Origin of the sequence: Nordella sp. HKS 07, assembly GCF_011046735.1 — a bacterium.
Classification (GTDB): domain Bacteria; phylum Pseudomonadota; class Alphaproteobacteria; order Rhizobiales; family Aestuariivirgaceae; genus Taklimakanibacter.
In genome coordinates this window covers 2,185,707-2,201,230 of the sequence record NZ_CP049258.1, presented here as the reverse complement: position 1 = coordinate 2,201,230, position 15,524 = coordinate 2,185,707, and the positions used below count along the sequence as shown (strand labels likewise).

Genomic DNA, 15,524 nt, shown 5'->3' with positions numbered 1-15,524 from the left:
CTTATCGTTGTCCTGATTTTGCCACTACACTGCCTGTCTTCGGCCATCTGGGACCCTAACATGTTCGTTCATGCCGCGCCGTTCACGCGCTCCGCCGTCGCCCTGATCTTCCTCTGGGCGGCCGCCGCCCCCGCTTTGGCCCAGGCCCCCGGTCCCGTGCCGGTCACCGTGGCCAAGCCGATCACCCGCGAGATCGTCGAGGACGACGAGTTCATCGGCCGCTTCGAGGCGGTGGACGAGGTCACGGTGCGCGCCCGCGTCGGCGGCTATCTCGACAAGGTGCATTTCCGGGATGGCGCCATCGTCAAGCAGGGCGACCTGCTCTTCACCATCGACCAGCGGCCTTTCCAGGCGGCGCTCGATGAGGCCAAGGCGCGGCTCGACGTCGCCCAGACACAGGTCGATTTTACCGAAAGCCAGTTCAAGCGCGCCGAAAAGCTGACCCAGACCGGCAACATCCCGACCGCGACGCTCGATGACCGGCGGCGCGAATATCTGGCGGCGCTGGCCGCGGTGCAAGGGGCCAAGGCCTCGCTGATCAGGGCCGAGCTCGATCTCGAATATACCGAGATCAAGGCGCCGCTTTCGGGGCGCATCGACCGCCGCCTCGTCTCGGTCGGCAATCTGGTCCAGGCCGACCAGACGGCGCTCACCACCGTCGTGTCGCTCGATCCGATCAATTTCTACTTCGATGTCGATGAACGGCAGTTCCTGGCCTATGCGCGTGACGCCCGCATCCGCAAGCAAAGCCTGCAGGAAGGTGCCGGCGGCATCGATGTCACGGTGCGGCTCGCCGACGACGCGGAATCGCCGGTCAAGGGCAGGCTCGATTTCGCCGAGAACCGCATCGACCAGGCGACCGGCACCATGCGCATCCGTGCCCAGATCCCCAATAAGGACCTGATCCTGCAGCCGGGCCTCTTTGGCCGGGTCAACATGCCAGGATCGCTGCCCTACAAGGGCATCCTCGTTCCCGACGACGCGATCGGCGCCGACCAGGACCGTCGCATCGTCTATGTGGTCGACGAAGCCGGCAAGGTCTCGGCCAAGCCGATCCGCATCGGGCCAAAAATCTACGGCTATCGCGTCGTGCGCGAAGGTCTTACCGGCGACGAGACGATCATCATCAACGGCTTGATGCGCGTGCGGCCCGGCGCCACCGTCAAGCCCGAGCTGGTGACGCTGCCCGACCAGGCCGGCGGAGCCGTCCAATGAGATTTTCACATTTCTTCGTCGACCGTCCGATCTTCGCGACGGTGCTCTCCCTCGTGCTGCTGATCGTCGGCGGCATCGCCTACACGCAGCTGCCGATCGCGCAGTACCCTGAGATCGCCCCGCCCACCATCGTCGTAAGAGCGACCTATCCGGGCGCTGACGCCGATACCGTCGCCAAGACCGTCGCCACGCCGATCGAGCAGGAAGTCAACGGCGTCGAGGGCATGCTCTATATGTCCTCCTATTCGACGGCCGACGGCGCCATGACGCTCACCATCACCTTCCGTCTCGGCACCGATCTCGATCAGGCACAGGTTCTGGTGCAGAACCGCGTGTCGATCGCCGAGCCCCGGCTGCCGGAAGAGGTGCGCCGCCTCGGCGTCGTCACCGCCAAGAGCTCGCCCGATCTCATGATGGTCGTGCATATGCTGTCCCCGGACGAGACCTACGACCAACTCTATGTCTCGAACTATGCCCGCTCCAGGGTGCGCGACGTGCTGCTGCGCCTCGACGGCGTCGGCGATCTCATCATCTTCGGCGAGCGCGAATATTCGCTGCGTATCTGGCTCGATCCCGACAAGCTCACCGCCTATGGCATGACGGCGAGCGACGTCGTCCAGGCGCTGCGCGAGCAGAATGTGCAGGTCTCGGGCGGCTCGATCGGCGCCCCGCCGAACCCCGGCAACAACGCTTTCCAATATACGGTGACGACACAGGGGCGCTTCGAGGACGCCCGCCAGTTCCGCTACATCATCGTCAAGTCGACCGAGCAGGGCCGGCTCATCGAATTGCAGGACGTGGCCCGCATCGAGCTCGGCGCCAAGGACTATGTCACCAATTCCTATCTGAACGGGAAGCCCGCGGTGGCGCTCGGCATCTTCCAGCGCCCCGGCACCAACGCGCTCGCCTCCGCCGCCGAGATCATATCGACGATGGAGCGGCTGAAGGCCGACTTCCCGCCCGGCCTCGCCTATCAGATCGTCTACAACCCGACCGAATTCATCTCGGACTCGATCAACGAGGTGTACAAGACGATCCTCGAGGCGGCCCTCCTTGTCGTCATTGTCGTGCTCGTCTTCCTGCAATCCTGGCGCACCGCCATCGTGCCGATCGTCGCCATTCCGGTGTCGCTCATTGGTACCTTCGCCGTCCTCTACGCCTTCGGCTTCTCGCTCAACATGCTGACCCTGTTCGGCCTGGTGCTCGCCATCGGCATCGTGGTCGACGACGCCATTGTCGTGGTGGAGAATGTCGAGCGCAATATCGGCCTGGGCTATGATCCGGCGACGGCGGCGCACCGCACCATGAACGAAGTGGGCGCGGCGGTCATCGCCATCTCGCTGGTGCTGATCGCGGTCTTCGTGCCGACCGCCTTCATCCCGGGTATTTCCGGGCAGTTCTACCAGCAATTCGCCATTACCATCGCGGTGGCGACGGTGATCTCGGCGATCAACTCGCTGACCCTGTCGCCGGCGCTTGCCGCCCTGCTGTTCCGTCCGCATAGCCACACAGCGCCGCGCTTCATCGTGACGCGCTGGCTCAAGGCCGCCGGCGACGGCTTCAACCGCGGCTTCGACCGGGTGTCGGAATATTACGGCCGGCTGGTGCGTTTCCTGGTCGGCAAATGGCTGGCGCTCATCGGCATGCTGGCGGTCTTCGTCGGCCTCATCGCGGCGACGGTCTATATGCTGCAGACAACGCCGCGCGGCTTCATCCCGACGATGGATCAGGGCTATGCGATCGTGGTGATCCAGCTGCCGGAAGGCGCCTCGCTGTCACGCACCGACCAGGTGGTGCAGCGCGCCTCCAAGATCATCGCGACGACGCCGGGCGTCACCGACGCGGTCGCCTTTGCCGGCTTCTCGGGCGCCACCTTCACCAATGCGTCGAATGCCGGCGTCGTCTTCGCGCGCTTCGATTCCTTCGCGAACCGCCTGAAGGAAGGCCACAATGCCAATGCCATCATCGGCGATCTCTATGGCCGTCTGCAGCAGATACAGGAGGCCTTCATCATCGCAGTGCCGCCGCCGCCCATCCGCGGCATCGGCAATTCCGGCGGCTTCAAGATCCAGCTGCAGGAGCGCGACAGCGCCGATGTGCGCCGCGTCCTCGGGCTTGCCTATGACATGATGCAGCAGGCGAATCAGACGCCTGGCCTGACCGGCGTCTACACCACCTTCTCGGCGTCGAGCCCGCAGCTCTTCCTCGAGATCGATCGCGACAAGGCGCGCATGCTGAATGTGCCGATCCCCAATATCTTCGACACGCTGTCGATCAATCTCGGCACGTCCTATGTGAATGACTTCAACGCCTTCGGCCGCGTCTACCAGGTGCGCGCCCAGGCGGATCAGGAACACCGGCTCGAGCGCGACGACATATTGCGGCTGAAGGTGCGCTCGGCCACCGGCGCCCTGGTGCCGATGGGAACGCTTGTCGCCATTCGCGACGTCACTGGCCCCTCGCTCATCCAGCGCTACAACATGTATGTGTCGGTGCCGCTGCAGGGCACCGCGGCGCCCGGCGTGTCGACGACGACCGCGCTCGATCTGATGGAGGGGCTCGCCGCCAAGGGGGCTGCCGCCCGGCACCTCCTTCGAATGGACCGAGCTGTCGCTGCAGGAGCGCCAGACCGGCAATACCGCCATCTTCATCTTCGCACTGTCGGTCTTGTTCGTCTTCCTGGCGCTCGCGGCCCAGTATGAAAGCTGGGTGCTGCCCTTCGCGATCATCCTGATCGTGCCGTTGAGCATTCTGGCCGCGCTGATCGGCGTCAATCTGCGTGGGCTCGACAACAACATCCTGACCCAGATCGGCCTCATCGTGCTCATCGGCCTCGCCGCCAAGAACGCGATCCTCATCGTCGAATTCGCGAGGCAGGCGGAGGAGCGCGGCGCCAACGCGATCGATGCGGTGGTCGAGGCCTGCCGCCTGCGTCTCAGGCCGATCCTGATGACCGCCTTCGCCTTCATCCTGGGCGTCGTGCCCTTGATGCTGGCGACCGGTCCGGGTGCGGAGATGCGTGAATCGCTCGGCACCGCGGTGTTCTCCGGCATGCTCGGCGTCACCTTCTTTGGTCTGTTCCTGACGCCGGTCTTCTTCGTGGCGCTGCGCAAGCTCTTCCCCTATCGTGTCGCCTCGCGGCCGACCTATTCGGAGGCGGTCGCGACCGATAACAAAATTTAGGATCAGTTTGTCTTCCACCCGTCAGCCCGGCGAAAAGTCGGGATGACGTAGAAAGGAAGAAACGAGTGGAGGACGTTCGACATGTATGATGGGCCGGTCATCGATCCGCATCATCATCTGTGGGATTACGGCATGGGCAAGCATCGCTGGCTCATGCCGGTCGATGGCGCGGTCGAGGCGCTCGGCGGCCTGGACTCGCTGCGGCGCGATTATCTGGTCGAGGATTACTTAAGGGATTGCGCCGGCCACAATATTGTCGGCACCGTCCATATCGAGGCGCTCTGGCAGGAAGACGACGCGCTCGGTGAGACGCTCTGGCTCGAAGGCCTCGACAAATCGCAAGGCGTGGCCTTGCGCTATGTGGCGCGCGCCCCTCTCGGATCACCGGAAGCCCGTGACGTCATCGCCAGGCAGGCGACGGTCAAGCGCGTCGTCGGGATCCGGGGCATATTGAGCCATCATCCGAGCGCGCCGCAGAAGAGCTTCATCCAGCGGCCCGATCTCGGTTTCGACAAGGACTGGCGGCGCGATGTCGGTTACGTCGGCGAGGCCGGGCTGCATCTCGAGCTGATGGCCTATCCCTATCAGGCGCAAGCGGTCTTCGAGCTGGCGCATGTCTTTCCAAAACTGCAGATCATCGTCAATCACTGCGCCAGCCCGATCGACCGCGACGAGGCCGGCATGGCGCGCTGGCGCGACGCGCTGACGCTTCTGGCCTCGCGCCCCAATATCGCGCTCAAGATCTCCAATCCGGGCGCCTATGATCCGCAATGGACGCCCGACAGCATCAAGGCCGTGGTGCATGACTGCCTCAATGCCTTCGGCGTCGGGCGCTCGATGTTCGGCACCGATTTTCCGGTCGCCGCCCTGCAGATGACCTTCGCGGAGATCTATACGAACTTCAAGGAAGCGGTGGCACATCTGCCGGCCGCCGACCAGCGCGCGCTGTTCCATGATAATGCGCGCCGCTTCTATAGATTCGATTAGAGCGTCATCGCTTTGTCCATCGCCTCCAGCACGATCTCTGCATGCTCGCGGGCGAAGGGCAGAGGCGGCCTGACCTTGAGGACATTGCCGTGTGGTCCGTCTATCCCGACCAGCACACCCAGCTCGCGCAAACCGTTGGTGATGCGCCGGGCTTCCTGCGGCGAGGGCGTGCGTGTGGCGCGATCGGCGACGATGTCGACGCCGGTCATCAATCCGCATCCGCGCACATCGCCGATCATCTGATGGCGTTGCCCGAGTGCCTTGATGCCGGCACGTAGGAAATCGCCCGTCGCGCGCGCTTTGTCCTGCAAGCGGTCGCGCTCGATGACGGTGAGGGTCGCGAGCGCCGCCGCGGCCGACACCGGATTGCCGCCGAAGGTCGAGAAAAAATCAACTCTGCCAGTGAAGTCGGCAAGGATGTCCTCGCGGGTGACGGCGAGGCCGACGGGATGACCATTGGCCATCGGCTTGCCCATGGTGACGATGTCCGGAACGATACCTTGTCCCGCGAAGCCCCAGAAGGCCTCGCCCAAACGGCCGAAGCCCGGCTGCACTTCATCGGCGATGACGAGGCCGCCTGAGGCGCGGATCTTTTGCGCGACCATGGCGAGCCAGCCCTCGGGCACGTCCAGAATGCCATGCGCGGTGTAGGCGGAATCGATCATCAGCGCGGCCGGCCGGTGGCCGCGCTCGGCCAGTGCCGCGATGGCGCGATCGGCATCCTCGGCATAGGCGCGTGCAGCATCGGGATGATCCTCGCGGAAGCGGCCGCGATAGATGTCGGGCGGCTCCAGCGTCTCGACATGCGGCGGCGAAGGAATAGCCAGCGGACCGCTATAGGGCGAGAGGGCGGCGATCGCATCCGAGATGCCGTGATAGGCATTGGCGATGATGATGGCGCCGGTATTGCCCGTGACCGCCTTGGCGATGCGCCAGGCCGCGTCATTGGCCTCGCTGCCGCTGTTGACGAAAAGGCATTTGTCGAGGCCATCCGGCATGGTGCGGGTGATGCGCTCGGCATAGGCGACCACCGTCTCATGCAGATAGCGGGTATTGGAGCAGATCCGGCTCGCCTGGCGCGCGATCGCGTCCGCGACCTCAGGGTTCGCATGACCGACCGAGGGCACGTTGTTATAGACATCGAGCAGGCGCGTGCCGTCCGGCTCCCACAGGAAGACGCCCCGGCCTTTCACCGCATGGACAGGCTTCACATAGGAAAGCTCGAGATTCCGGCCCATGACCTTGCGGCGGCGGGCGACGAGCGTCTCTGTCGCGGCCGTGTCGCCTAAACTTGCGGCCTGGAAGGCGGCCAGTGCCTTGTCCGGTCCGAGGCGCATCATCTCGGCCAGAATTGGCCCGTTCAGCGCGCAGTAAGTGTCGAGCTTCGCGGCCGCTTCGGGGTCGTGCTTGCCGCGCCAGCCATGGATGGCGAGCGTGAGGGCGTGACGCGCCAGGATCACATCATAAAGGATGCCGAGCTCCGCCTCTTCGAGCGGTGTGATGCCGGCATAGCCGGCAAGCACGGCAGCGGCGGAGCCGATAGGCGACAGGCCGGCGCCCTGCGTCTCGGCCATCGGCACGGCCAGATCGAAGGCGAGCGGCCCGTGGATGATATCGCCGAAATCGAGAAGCCCGGTGATTTTGCCGCTGGCGTGATCGACCAGGAGATTGCCCGGATGGCAATCATGATGGATCACCTGATGGCGGAGGCCTGCGAGCCGCGGCCCGATCTCGATGAAGCGGTCGAGCGCCTTATTGACGATCCCACGCATCTCGCGATCCGCGATGAGGCCCGTATGCGGGCGCAAAAGGGCCGCCTGGCGCGGATCCCAGGCGATGCGCCGTCCGGCAGCGGCATGAAAATAGCCGCGCAGAGCGAGGCCCAGGCGGGCGACGGTGCGGCCGATCTCCTGCAGGAGCTCAGGGCTCGCCGGCATGCCCTCCAGCATCTCGCCGGGCAGGAAAGAGAGCGCGTAAACGGCGTAGCGCGCGCCATCCGGCGCCTCGACCTGTGCCACGTCCTTGCCGTCACGCGCCGCGATGAGGCGCGGCACCGGCAAAGACGGGTCGGTCCGGGTCACATGCCGCAAGGCGGAGATCTGCAGGTCTATGACGTCGGCATTTTCGCGGGGATCGACGATCTTCAGGAGGATGTCCGGGCCGCCGGGCACGGCAATGTGGAAATTCTGGTCGCGTTCGCCATAAAGAAGGCGCGGATTGCCCTCGATGCCGAATATGTCGCGGGCTAGTCTGGCGGCTTGTTCGTCGGTGAAGCGGGGTGGCCGTCCGGCCAAGGCGGTCAAAGCGAGTTCCGCCGGATCTCTTTCATCTTTCGCCACGCTGCTCCACTACGGTTGTTCGCCATGGTCTGTACCGATCACATTATCGCGACTTCGGCTTCGATTTCCACCGGGATGTTGAAAGGAAGTTCCGCCATGCCGACGGCGCTTCTTGCATGGGCGCCGATCTCGGGGCCGAAGACATCGAGGATCAGGTCGGAGAAACCGTTGATGACACTGGGCTGGCTCGCGAAGCCAGGCGCCGAATTGACCATGCCGAAGACGCGGGTCCAGGCGGCGATGCGGTCGAGATCGCCGAGCGCGCGATGAAGGCTGCCGAGCATGGCCAAAGCGGTAAGGCGCGCCGCCTGATAACCCTGATCGATCGTGAGGTCGCGCCCCACTTTTCCAAGCGGCTCGGCGAGTGAGCCGTCATCCTTCGTGGGGCCGTGCCCGGAGATGAAGGCGCGCGTGCCCAGTATCCGCACAAACCGGAAGGGCAGCACGACGCCCGGCGGTCCCTTGACCGGTCCCGGCAGCCTGAGACCCAGCGCCGTCAGGCGTTCTTCGGCTTTCCCCATCATCATTCTCCCGAGATGCCTTGATTCATGGATGTTTATCCGAGAATATCGTGCCGATGAACCCCAGTCGTGAATACTGGCGTTCGCGTGGGGCATAGTGTGGGGCATTAAGAAGTGAGATGTCGCGGTCGCGACGGATCAAAAAACAGGCCAGGGAGGTCAGCCATGAAAATGAGATTATTCTCTGCAGCGTGCTTTCTCGCCGTGCTTTCAGTTCCAGCATTTGCGGATGACGTCACCGTCGTCTCCTGGGGCGGCGCCTATCAGGACAGCGTCCGCAAAGCCTTCTTCGAACCATTCATGAAGGAATCCACCGATAAGATCGTTGAAGAGGAGTTCAACGGCGAGATCGCCAAGATCCGCGCCATGGTCGAGACGGGCAATGTCACCTGGGACGTGGTTGAGAACGACTCGATGACCACCCTCGCCGCCTGCGCGGAAGGCATCGTGGAGAAGATCGACTGGGACAAGCTCGGCCTGAAGCGTGACGATTTCATCAGCGCCGATGCCAGCGAATGCGTCGTTCCCAGCATTCTCTACTCGACCGTGCTCGCCTATGACACCACGAAGGTGAAGGAGCCGCCGAAGTCGATCAGCGCCTTCTTCGATCTCGAAAAATATCCGGGCAAGCGCGGCCTGCAGAAGAGTCCCTTCATCAATCTCGAATGGGCGCTGATCGCCGACGGCGTGGACATCAAGGACGTGTACAATGTGCTCTCGACGCCCGAGGGCGTAGACCGCGCCTTCGCCAAGCTCGACACGATCAAGAAGGATGTCGTGTGGTGGGAAGCGGGCGCGCAGCCGCCGCAGCTGCTCGCCGACGGCCAGGTGATCCTGACCTCGGCCTGGAACGGCCGCATCTACAAGGCCGTGAACGAGGACAAGAAGCCCTTCGCCGTGATGTGGAACGATCAGGCCCTCGACTGGCAGGGATGGAATGTGGTCAAGGGCTCGAAGCATCGCGACACGGCCTATAAATTCATCGCCTTCGCCGGCCGTGCCGACCGTCAGGCCGACCAGACGAACTATATTTCCTATGGACCGGGCAACAAGGCAGCGATCGCCAACACCAACCCGAAGATCACGCCCGATCTGCCGACCAACCCCGAGAACCTGAAGGACGGCTTCATCGTCAATGCGAAGTTCTGGGGCGACAACATCGACGCATTGCGTGAACGCTTCAATGTCTGGGTCGCGCAGTAACTGAACAGGATCGCGGGGGCCGCAACGCCCCCGCTTTCTTGCAGCGGCCAGAATAATGACAGCGACCGTCGCGACCGCACCAAGATTGCCCTGGCAGTTCGCCGCCGCGCAGAGGAGAGGACATCTGCGCGCGATGATCCTCGTCCTGCCGCTGCTGCTCTTCGTGCTCGTCACCTTCGCGGCGCCGGTCGCCTTTCTGCTGACGCGCGCCGTCTACGATCCGAGCATCGCCCAGAACCTGCCGGCGACGATCGAGGCGCTGCGCAGCTGGGATGGCAAGGAGACGCCGGATGAGACCGCCTTTGCGGCGCTGGCGAACGACTTCAAGAATGTGGCGCAGGACAACAGCGCGGCTCTGATCGGCAAGCGGCTGAACTACGAAATCTCCGGCGTGCGCAGCAAGGTCATCGCGGCCGCCAACAAAGCCAAGGAGATGACCGGCCCGCCTTACAAGGAACAGTTCATCGCCCTCGACAAGATGTGGGGCGACCGGCTGATCTGGGTGAAAATCAAGCAGGCGGGCCGGCCTTTGACCGATTTCTACCTGCTGCGATCGCTCGATCTCGAGCGCAACGCCGACAACAGCATCGTGCCGGTGGCCAAGTCGCAGGCCGTCTATATCAATGTCCTGGCGCGGACCTTCTATATCAGCGCGCTGGTGACGCTCATCACGCTGGCGCTCGCTTATCCCGTTGCCTTCATGCTGGCCAACGCGCCGGAGCGCCTCGCCAATATCCTCCTCATCTTCATCCTGGTGCCGTTCTGGACATCGCTCCTGGTGCGGACCACGGCTTGGTTCGTGCTCCTGCAGGACAACGGCCCGGTCAACAACCTCATCCAGTTCATGCATCTCTCGGACGGGCCGCTCAAGCTGATCTTCAGCCGATTCGGAACGGTCACCGCCATGGTGCATATCCAGCTTCCATTCACACTGCTGCCGATCTATGGCGTGATGAAAGGCATATCGCCGTCCTATATGCGGGCCGCGCGCTCGCTCGGCGGCGGGCCGATCTATTCGTTCTTCCGCGTCTATCTTCCGCTGACGCTGCCCGGCATCGGCGCCGGCTGCCTCCTGACCTTCATCCTGAGCCTCGGCTATTACATCACCCCGGCGCTGGTCGGCGGCGCGTCCGACCAGATGGTCTCGGGCGTTATCGCCTCGGCGATGAATCAGGAGAACAACTGGGGCAAGGCCAGCGCCCTCAGCCTGATCCTGCTGGGGGCGACGCTCGTCCTCTTCTTCGTCTACAACCGCATCGTCGGCATCGACAAAGTGAAGCTCGGCTGAAGCCCATGTTGAAACCCGCTCCCTATGCCATGCCGATCGAAAAGGCGCTCTTCTATGGCGGCTGGATCTTCACCGCGCTGGTGCTCCTGTTTCTCATCGCGCCGATCCTGGTCATCATCCCGCTTTCCTTCAATTCCGAGCCCTATTTCAGCTATCCGATGCCGGGCCTGTCGCTCAAATGGTATGCGGACTTCTTCGGCAATGAGCGCTGGACCAGCGCCTTGTTCCTCAGCATCAAGCTCGCCGTCACGGTGACGATCGCCTCGACGGCGCTCGGCACGATGGCGGCGCTGGGGCTCGCCCGCGCGGGCCTGCCGGGACGCAGCATCGTGCTCGGCATATTGCTGCTGCCGATGATCGTGCCCGTCATCGTCGTGGCGGTCGCGGTCTTCATGTCCTTCGGCTATTTCGGGCTGATCGGCACCTTCGCCGGGCTTGCTCTGGCCCATACAGCGCTCGCGACCCCCTTCGTGGTGATCGCGGTGACCTCGACGCTCACCAATTTCGACTGGACGCTGCAGCGCGCCGCGCAGGGTCTCGGCGCGCCGCCGCTCACCGTCTTCCGGAAGGTTATTCTCCCGCTCATCCTGCCGGGTGTGATTTCCGGCGCGCTCTTCGCCTTTGTGACATCCTTCGATGAAGTGGTCGTGGCGCTGTTCCTGTCGAGCGCCGAGCAGCGCACCTTGCCGAAACAGATGTTCAGCGGCATCCGCGAGATGATCAGCCCGACCATCACCGCCGCGGCGACGGTTCAGGTTCTGCTGTCGGTCTGCCTTCTCATCGGCGTCGAGCTCTTGCGGCGGCGCTCGCAAAGGCTGCGCGGGATAACTTAGTTCTTAGTCTGCGCAGGGGATTATCTGAAAACTGCTGCGAGTTTTTCGGTCCGATGCGCTAAACATCATCCAGCGCGCGGCAGTCCTCCGGTTCCCATCCGATCCTGACCGTGGTGCCTTCCTTGAGCGCGGGCCGCTCGGTGTTGTTGGGAATCTTGACGATGAAATCGGACTGGCCGGCCACCGCGAGGCGGGTTCGGACATGGTCGCCGAGATAGATGATCTCCTCGACGCTGCCCTGAATGACATTGGCGCCGCCGCTGTCGCCCGGATTGATCTTCACCCGCTCCGGGCGCAGCGACAGCAAGGTGCGGTCACCCTTCTTCGCGACCTTCACGGCCGACGCGTTGACCACCTCGCCGGAGGTGAGCTTCACCTTGCAGGTACCGTTGCCGGCCATGTCCTCGACGACGCCCTGCAAGCGGTTGTTCTCGCCGATGAACTGGGCGACGAAGGAATTCTGCGGGCGCTCATAAAGCTCGGCCGGGCTCGAGAGCTGCTGCACGATGCCGTCTTTGAAGACGGCGATGCGATCCGACATGGTCAAGGCTTCGCCTTGGTCATGGGTGACATAGACGACGGTGATGCCGAGCCGCTCATGCAGATGCCGGATTTCATACTGCATCTGCTCGCGCAGCTGCTTGTCGAGGGCGCCCAGGGGCTCGTCCATGAGCACGAGGTCGGGATCGAAGACGAGGGCGCGGGCGACGGCCACGCGCTGCTGCTGACCGCCCGACAGCTGGCTCGGGCGGCGATTGCCGAAGCCCGGGAGCTCCACCATTTCGAGGGCGGTCTTCACCCGGCTCTCGATCTCGCTTTTGCCCAGGCGGCGCACCTGGAGCGGAAAGGCGAGGTTCTCGTTGACGGTCATATGGGGAAACAGCGCATAGTTCTGGAAGACCATGCCGATGCCGCGCTTGTGCGGCGGCATCCCGCTGATCGGCTGGCCGTTCAGGAAGATCTCACCGCTGGTAGTGGGCTCGAAGCCGGCGAGCATCATGAGCGTCGTGGTCTTGCCCGAGCCCGAGGGGCCCAGCATGGTGACGAATTCGCCCTTGGCGATGTCCAGATTGAGATTCTTGACGACCAGCGTGGCGCCGTCATAGCTCTTCTGCACATTCACGAAGCGGACCATCGGGTCTGCGGATACGGAAGCCGTTGCGGTCAAACTCCCTCCCTCACCTAGAGCCTTCCCCGTTTTGATCGAATCAATAGATTCGATCAAAACGGGAGAAAAGGCTCGATTAAATATATCTGGAGCGCTTCCTTGTCGCGAAAGTCGAGCAACTTTCGCGGGAAGCGCTCTAGATCACGATGAGGTTGGATTGAGTCAATCCAAACTCATAAACGTGATCGGTTCTTATATATTGGCGCGGGATTCTTGCGAAAACCGGTGCCCACTTTTTCGCATCCCGCGCCTGCCTTGCAGTTTTGAGCCAAGGATATTCCGACGTCGCCAAAAGGCAAGGGCAGGATGGACAGTATTTGACCGGGCGTCGGACGAGGCGCAGGATCGGCGGGTTGAGCAGAATCAGACCAAAGAGGATCGATGCGCACACATCCCTGCGTTGTCGTCGGGCTCGCCCTCGATGCCGCCCGGTCTGTGCGCGAAGGCGACAGGCTGACTCTCGCGCGCAGGCCACAGGACGAGGACATCGTCGCCTGCATTCATGACGGCCAGCGCATCGGCCACATTCCGCCGGGACGAATCTGGGTCGCCCGGCTCCTCACTGAGGGCGCGCATCATGAGGTCACCGTCACTGGCTTCGATACCGATCCCGCCGGCGCGCTGGCCCATATCGAAATCGCGATATCCATCATAGGAGACGGACCGGAGCGTTCCGTCATCCGGTCGGTCATCTCCGAGATCGGCGATGAGTTGCGCATCCTGGCCATGATCGGCGCGACCGACGGCCGGCTCGAGCCCGCCGAACGCGGGGTGATGGAGCAGTTCGCGTCCGTCCGCGCGGCGGAACTCGGGCTTGAGACCGACCCTGGCGAAGTGGCCCATGCGGTACGCTGGGCGCGCCGGCATGTGCCCAATGTCCTCGATGTCGCGGGCATCGTGAAGAGATTGACGAAAGAACGACCGCAGGCACTGCCGCTGATCTGGGAAGCCTGCATGCTCGTCGCCGAGATCGACGGGCGGATCGCGCCAGAGGAGCGGCAGTCGATGACCACCCTTCATGCCTTGCTCGAGCAAGGCATGTCCGACGCCAAGCGGAACACTGCCGGTGGTTAGACTGGATCGCCGCAAGTTCCTGCTGTCGTCGGTGGCCGGCACACTGGCCTTGGGGCCTGGCCTCGCCATGCCCGCCATCAGCCACGCCGCCACGCGCCCGCAGCTGAGCCACGGCGTGCAATCGGGCGATGTCGATGCGCGTTCGGGTATGATCTGGGCCAGAAGCGACCGGCCGGCGCGGCTGCATGTCCAGGTCGCCACCACCGAGAGCTTCAAGGATGCCGTGCGGGTGGCGAGCCTCGATGCGCGGCCGGCGCGCGATCTGACCGTGAAGCATCTCCTCGTCGATCTGCCGCCCGATCAGACGATCTTCTATCGCCTGCGCTTCGCCAATCTCTCTTACACGAGCACCAAGAGCCAGCCGCTCATCGGCCGCTTCCGCACCGCGCCGCTCAGCCACCGTAATGTGCGCTTCGTGTGGTCGGGCGATACCGCCGGGCAGGGCTGGGGCATCAATACGGAAGATGGCGGCATGCGGACTTACGCCACCATGGCCACGCATGATCCGGACTTCTTCATCCATTCCGGCGACACGATCTATGCCGATGGGCCGATCAAGCCGGAAGTGCAGCTCCCCGGTGGTGGTGTATGGAAGAACATCGTCCAGGAAGGCGTCGGCAAGGTCGCGGAGACGCTCGACGAGTTTCGCGGACGCTGGAAATACAATCTGCTCGACGAGAATCTGCTGGGCTTCAATGCCACGGTGCCGACCTACTTCCAGTGGGACGATCATGATGTGCTCGACAACTGGTCGCCGGCCACCGATCTGCGCCAGGATGCCCGTTACAAGGAAAAGTCGATCGAGAAACTCGTCGAACGTGCCGCGCGCGCTTTCCACGAGATGACGCCGATCGTCTATTTTCCGGAAGAGCCGGGGCGCATCTATCGCCGGATATCCTATGGCCCGCTGCTCGACATCTTCTTCGTCGACCTGCGCAGCTATCGCGGGCCGAACGGCCCATCGCTCGAAACCGAGCTCACGCCCTCATCGCGCATCATCGGCGAGACCCAGATGCTGTGGCTCAAGCGCGAGCTCGCGGCATCGAAAGCGACCTGGAAGGTGATCGCCTGCGACATGCCGATCGGCCTCATCGTCTGGGACGATTGGAAGGAAAGAAAGGGTGTCGAGGCCGTCGCCAATGGCGATCAGGGCAAGCCGCTCGGACGCGAGCTCGAATTCGCCGATCTCCTGAAGTTCATCAAGGGATCGGAAATTCACAATGTCGTCTGGCTGACGGCGGATGTGCATTATACCGCCGCGCATTACTACAGTCCCGACAAGGCGCAGTTCCAGGATTTCGAGCCTTTCTGGGAATTCGTGTCGGGCCCGCTTCATGCCGGGACCTTCGGTCCCAATGAGCTCGACAGAACTTTCGGGCCGGACGTCAAATTCATGAAGGCGCCGAGCAGGGAGCAGGGCGTCAATCTGCCGCCTTCGGCCGGCCTGCAGTTCTTCGGCCTCGTCGATATCGACGGCAAGACGGAGCAGATGACGGTCAGGCTCATGGATCGTGGCGACGCTGAGCTCTACAAGGTGACGCTCGATCCCAAGCGCAGGGCTTAAGGCGTAGGCGTCTGAGGACCCACCGCGCAGCGTCCTGCGTGCTCGCCCACCGCGGTCAAAAAAAGTTCCGGCTTTGTGCCTTTTCGGACAATGTGTTTCGGCTCGACGGATAGATTTCGCCCGCGAAGAACACATGGGATGTTGCGCAG

The 15,524-nt window shown here is 63.3% G+C and carries 10 protein-coding genes and 1 pseudogene; 8 read left to right on the top strand and 3 right to left on the bottom strand.

All coding sequences use genetic code 11. The features are described from left to right. Positions 1 to 60 precede the first annotated feature (60 nt). The 3 genes and pseudogenes from G5V57_RS10315 to G5V57_RS10305 all read left to right on the top strand — a co-directional run bounded on the left by G5V57_RS10315 (position 61) and on the right by G5V57_RS10305 (position 5,385). A complete protein-coding gene (locus G5V57_RS10315) occupies positions 61 to 1,215 on the top strand; it encodes an efflux RND transporter periplasmic adaptor subunit (RefSeq protein WP_165167413.1) in 1,155 nt (384 codons plus the stop codon). Continuing rightward, positions 1,212 to 4,398 (top strand): annotated as a pseudogene (locus G5V57_RS10310) (efflux RND transporter permease subunit). Before G5V57_RS10315 ends, G5V57_RS10310 begins: the two are co-directional and overlap by 4 nt. 81 nt (positions 4,399 to 4,479) lie before the next feature. Next, entirely contained in the window at positions 4,480 to 5,385 is a 906-nt protein-coding gene (locus G5V57_RS10305) for an amidohydrolase (RefSeq protein ID WP_165167412.1), read from the top strand. Here the strand turns inward: G5V57_RS10305 and G5V57_RS10300 are convergent. Beyond that, positions 5,382 to 7,724: an aminotransferase class III-fold pyridoxal phosphate-dependent enzyme gene (locus G5V57_RS10300; RefSeq protein ID WP_165167411.1), complete on the bottom strand. Its 2,343-nt coding sequence runs from the start codon at positions 7,722 to 7,724 to the stop codon at positions 5,382 to 5,384. The genes G5V57_RS10305 and G5V57_RS10300 overlap by 4 nt on opposite strands. A 38-nt stretch (positions 7,725 to 7,762) precedes the next feature. Next, complete coding sequence (locus tag G5V57_RS10295) at positions 7,763 to 8,245, bottom strand: RidA family protein (protein WP_165167410.1); 483 nt, start codon at positions 8,243 to 8,245, stop codon at positions 7,763 to 7,765. A gap of 165 nt (positions 8,246 to 8,410) precedes the next feature. Here G5V57_RS10295 and G5V57_RS10290 point away from each other — a divergent pair, with 165 nt between their 5' ends. The 3 genes from G5V57_RS10290 to G5V57_RS10280 are packed head-to-tail and all read left to right on the top strand — an operon-like array spanning position 8,411 to position 11,569. Further along, complete coding sequence (locus tag G5V57_RS10290) at positions 8,411 to 9,448, top strand: ABC transporter substrate-binding protein (RefSeq protein ID WP_246737587.1); 1,038 nt, start codon at positions 8,411 to 8,413, stop codon at positions 9,446 to 9,448. A 55-nt stretch (positions 9,449 to 9,503) separates the two neighbouring features. Next, the gene (locus G5V57_RS10285) at positions 9,504 to 10,736 is read left to right on the top strand and encodes an ABC transporter permease (RefSeq protein ID WP_165167409.1); all 1,233 of its coding nucleotides are present in this window, start codon (positions 9,504 to 9,506) and stop codon (positions 10,734 to 10,736) included. Positions 10,737 to 10,741: 5 nt separating this feature from the next. Next, on the top strand, positions 10,742 to 11,569 hold the full coding sequence (locus G5V57_RS10280; RefSeq protein WP_165167408.1) for an ABC transporter permease: 828 nt from the start codon (positions 10,742 to 10,744) through the stop codon (positions 11,567 to 11,569). A gap of 58 nt (positions 11,570 to 11,627) precedes the next feature. Here the strand turns inward: G5V57_RS10280 and G5V57_RS10275 are convergent, their stop codons facing one another. Continuing rightward, positions 11,628 to 12,704, bottom strand: a complete 1,077-nt coding sequence (locus tag G5V57_RS10275) for an ABC transporter ATP-binding protein (protein ID WP_165167407.1) — start codon at positions 12,702 to 12,704, stop codon at positions 11,628 to 11,630. A gap of 414 nt (positions 12,705 to 13,118) precedes the next feature. Between G5V57_RS10275 and G5V57_RS10270 the strand changes: the two genes are divergently transcribed. Both G5V57_RS10270 and G5V57_RS10265 read left to right on the top strand, forming a co-directional pair. After that, positions 13,119 to 13,811 carry a TerB family tellurite resistance protein gene (locus G5V57_RS10270; protein ID WP_165167406.1) on the top strand — a complete coding sequence of 231 codons (693 nt, stop codon included), beginning with the start codon at positions 13,119 to 13,121 and terminating at the stop codon, positions 13,809 to 13,811. Then, positions 13,756 to 15,375, top strand: coding sequence for an alkaline phosphatase (locus tag G5V57_RS10265; RefSeq protein ID WP_165167405.1), 1,620 nt, complete (start codon positions 13,756 to 13,758; stop codon positions 15,373 to 15,375). Before G5V57_RS10270 ends, G5V57_RS10265 begins: the two co-directional genes overlap by 56 nt. Positions 15,376 to 15,524 lie beyond the last annotated feature (149 nt).

What these genes read in the sequence shown, in the direction of transcription:
- G5V57_RS10285 (WP_165167409.1), top strand. Translation starts at nt 9,504, where the DNA reads ATGACAGCGACCGTCGCGACCGCACCAAGATTGCCCTGGCAGTTCGCC.
- G5V57_RS10295 (WP_165167410.1), bottom strand. Translation starts at nt 8,245, where the DNA reads ATGGGGAAAGCCGAAGAACGCCTGACGGCGCTGGGTCTCAGGCTGCCG.
- G5V57_RS10265 (WP_165167405.1), top strand. Translation starts at nt 13,756, where the DNA reads ATGCCTTGCTCGAGCAAGGCATGTCCGACGCCAAGCGGAACACTGCCG.
- G5V57_RS10280 (WP_165167408.1), top strand. Translation starts at nt 10,742, where the DNA reads ATGTTGAAACCCGCTCCCTATGCCATGCCGATCGAAAAGGCGCTCTTC.
- G5V57_RS10270 (WP_165167406.1), top strand. Translation starts at nt 13,119, where the DNA reads ATGCGCACACATCCCTGCGTTGTCGTCGGGCTCGCCCTCGATGCCGCC.
- G5V57_RS10305 (WP_165167412.1), top strand. Translation starts at nt 4,480, where the DNA reads ATGTATGATGGGCCGGTCATCGATCCGCATCATCATCTGTGGGATTAC.
- G5V57_RS10275 (WP_165167407.1), bottom strand. Translation starts at nt 12,704, where the DNA reads ATGGTCCGCTTCGTGAATGTGCAGAAGAGCTATGACGGCGCCACGCTG.
- G5V57_RS10315 (WP_165167413.1), top strand. Translation starts at nt 61, where the DNA reads ATGTTCGTTCATGCCGCGCCGTTCACGCGCTCCGCCGTCGCCCTGATC.
- G5V57_RS10290 (WP_246737587.1), top strand. Translation starts at nt 8,411, where the DNA reads ATGAAAATGAGATTATTCTCTGCAGCGTGCTTTCTCGCCGTGCTTTCA.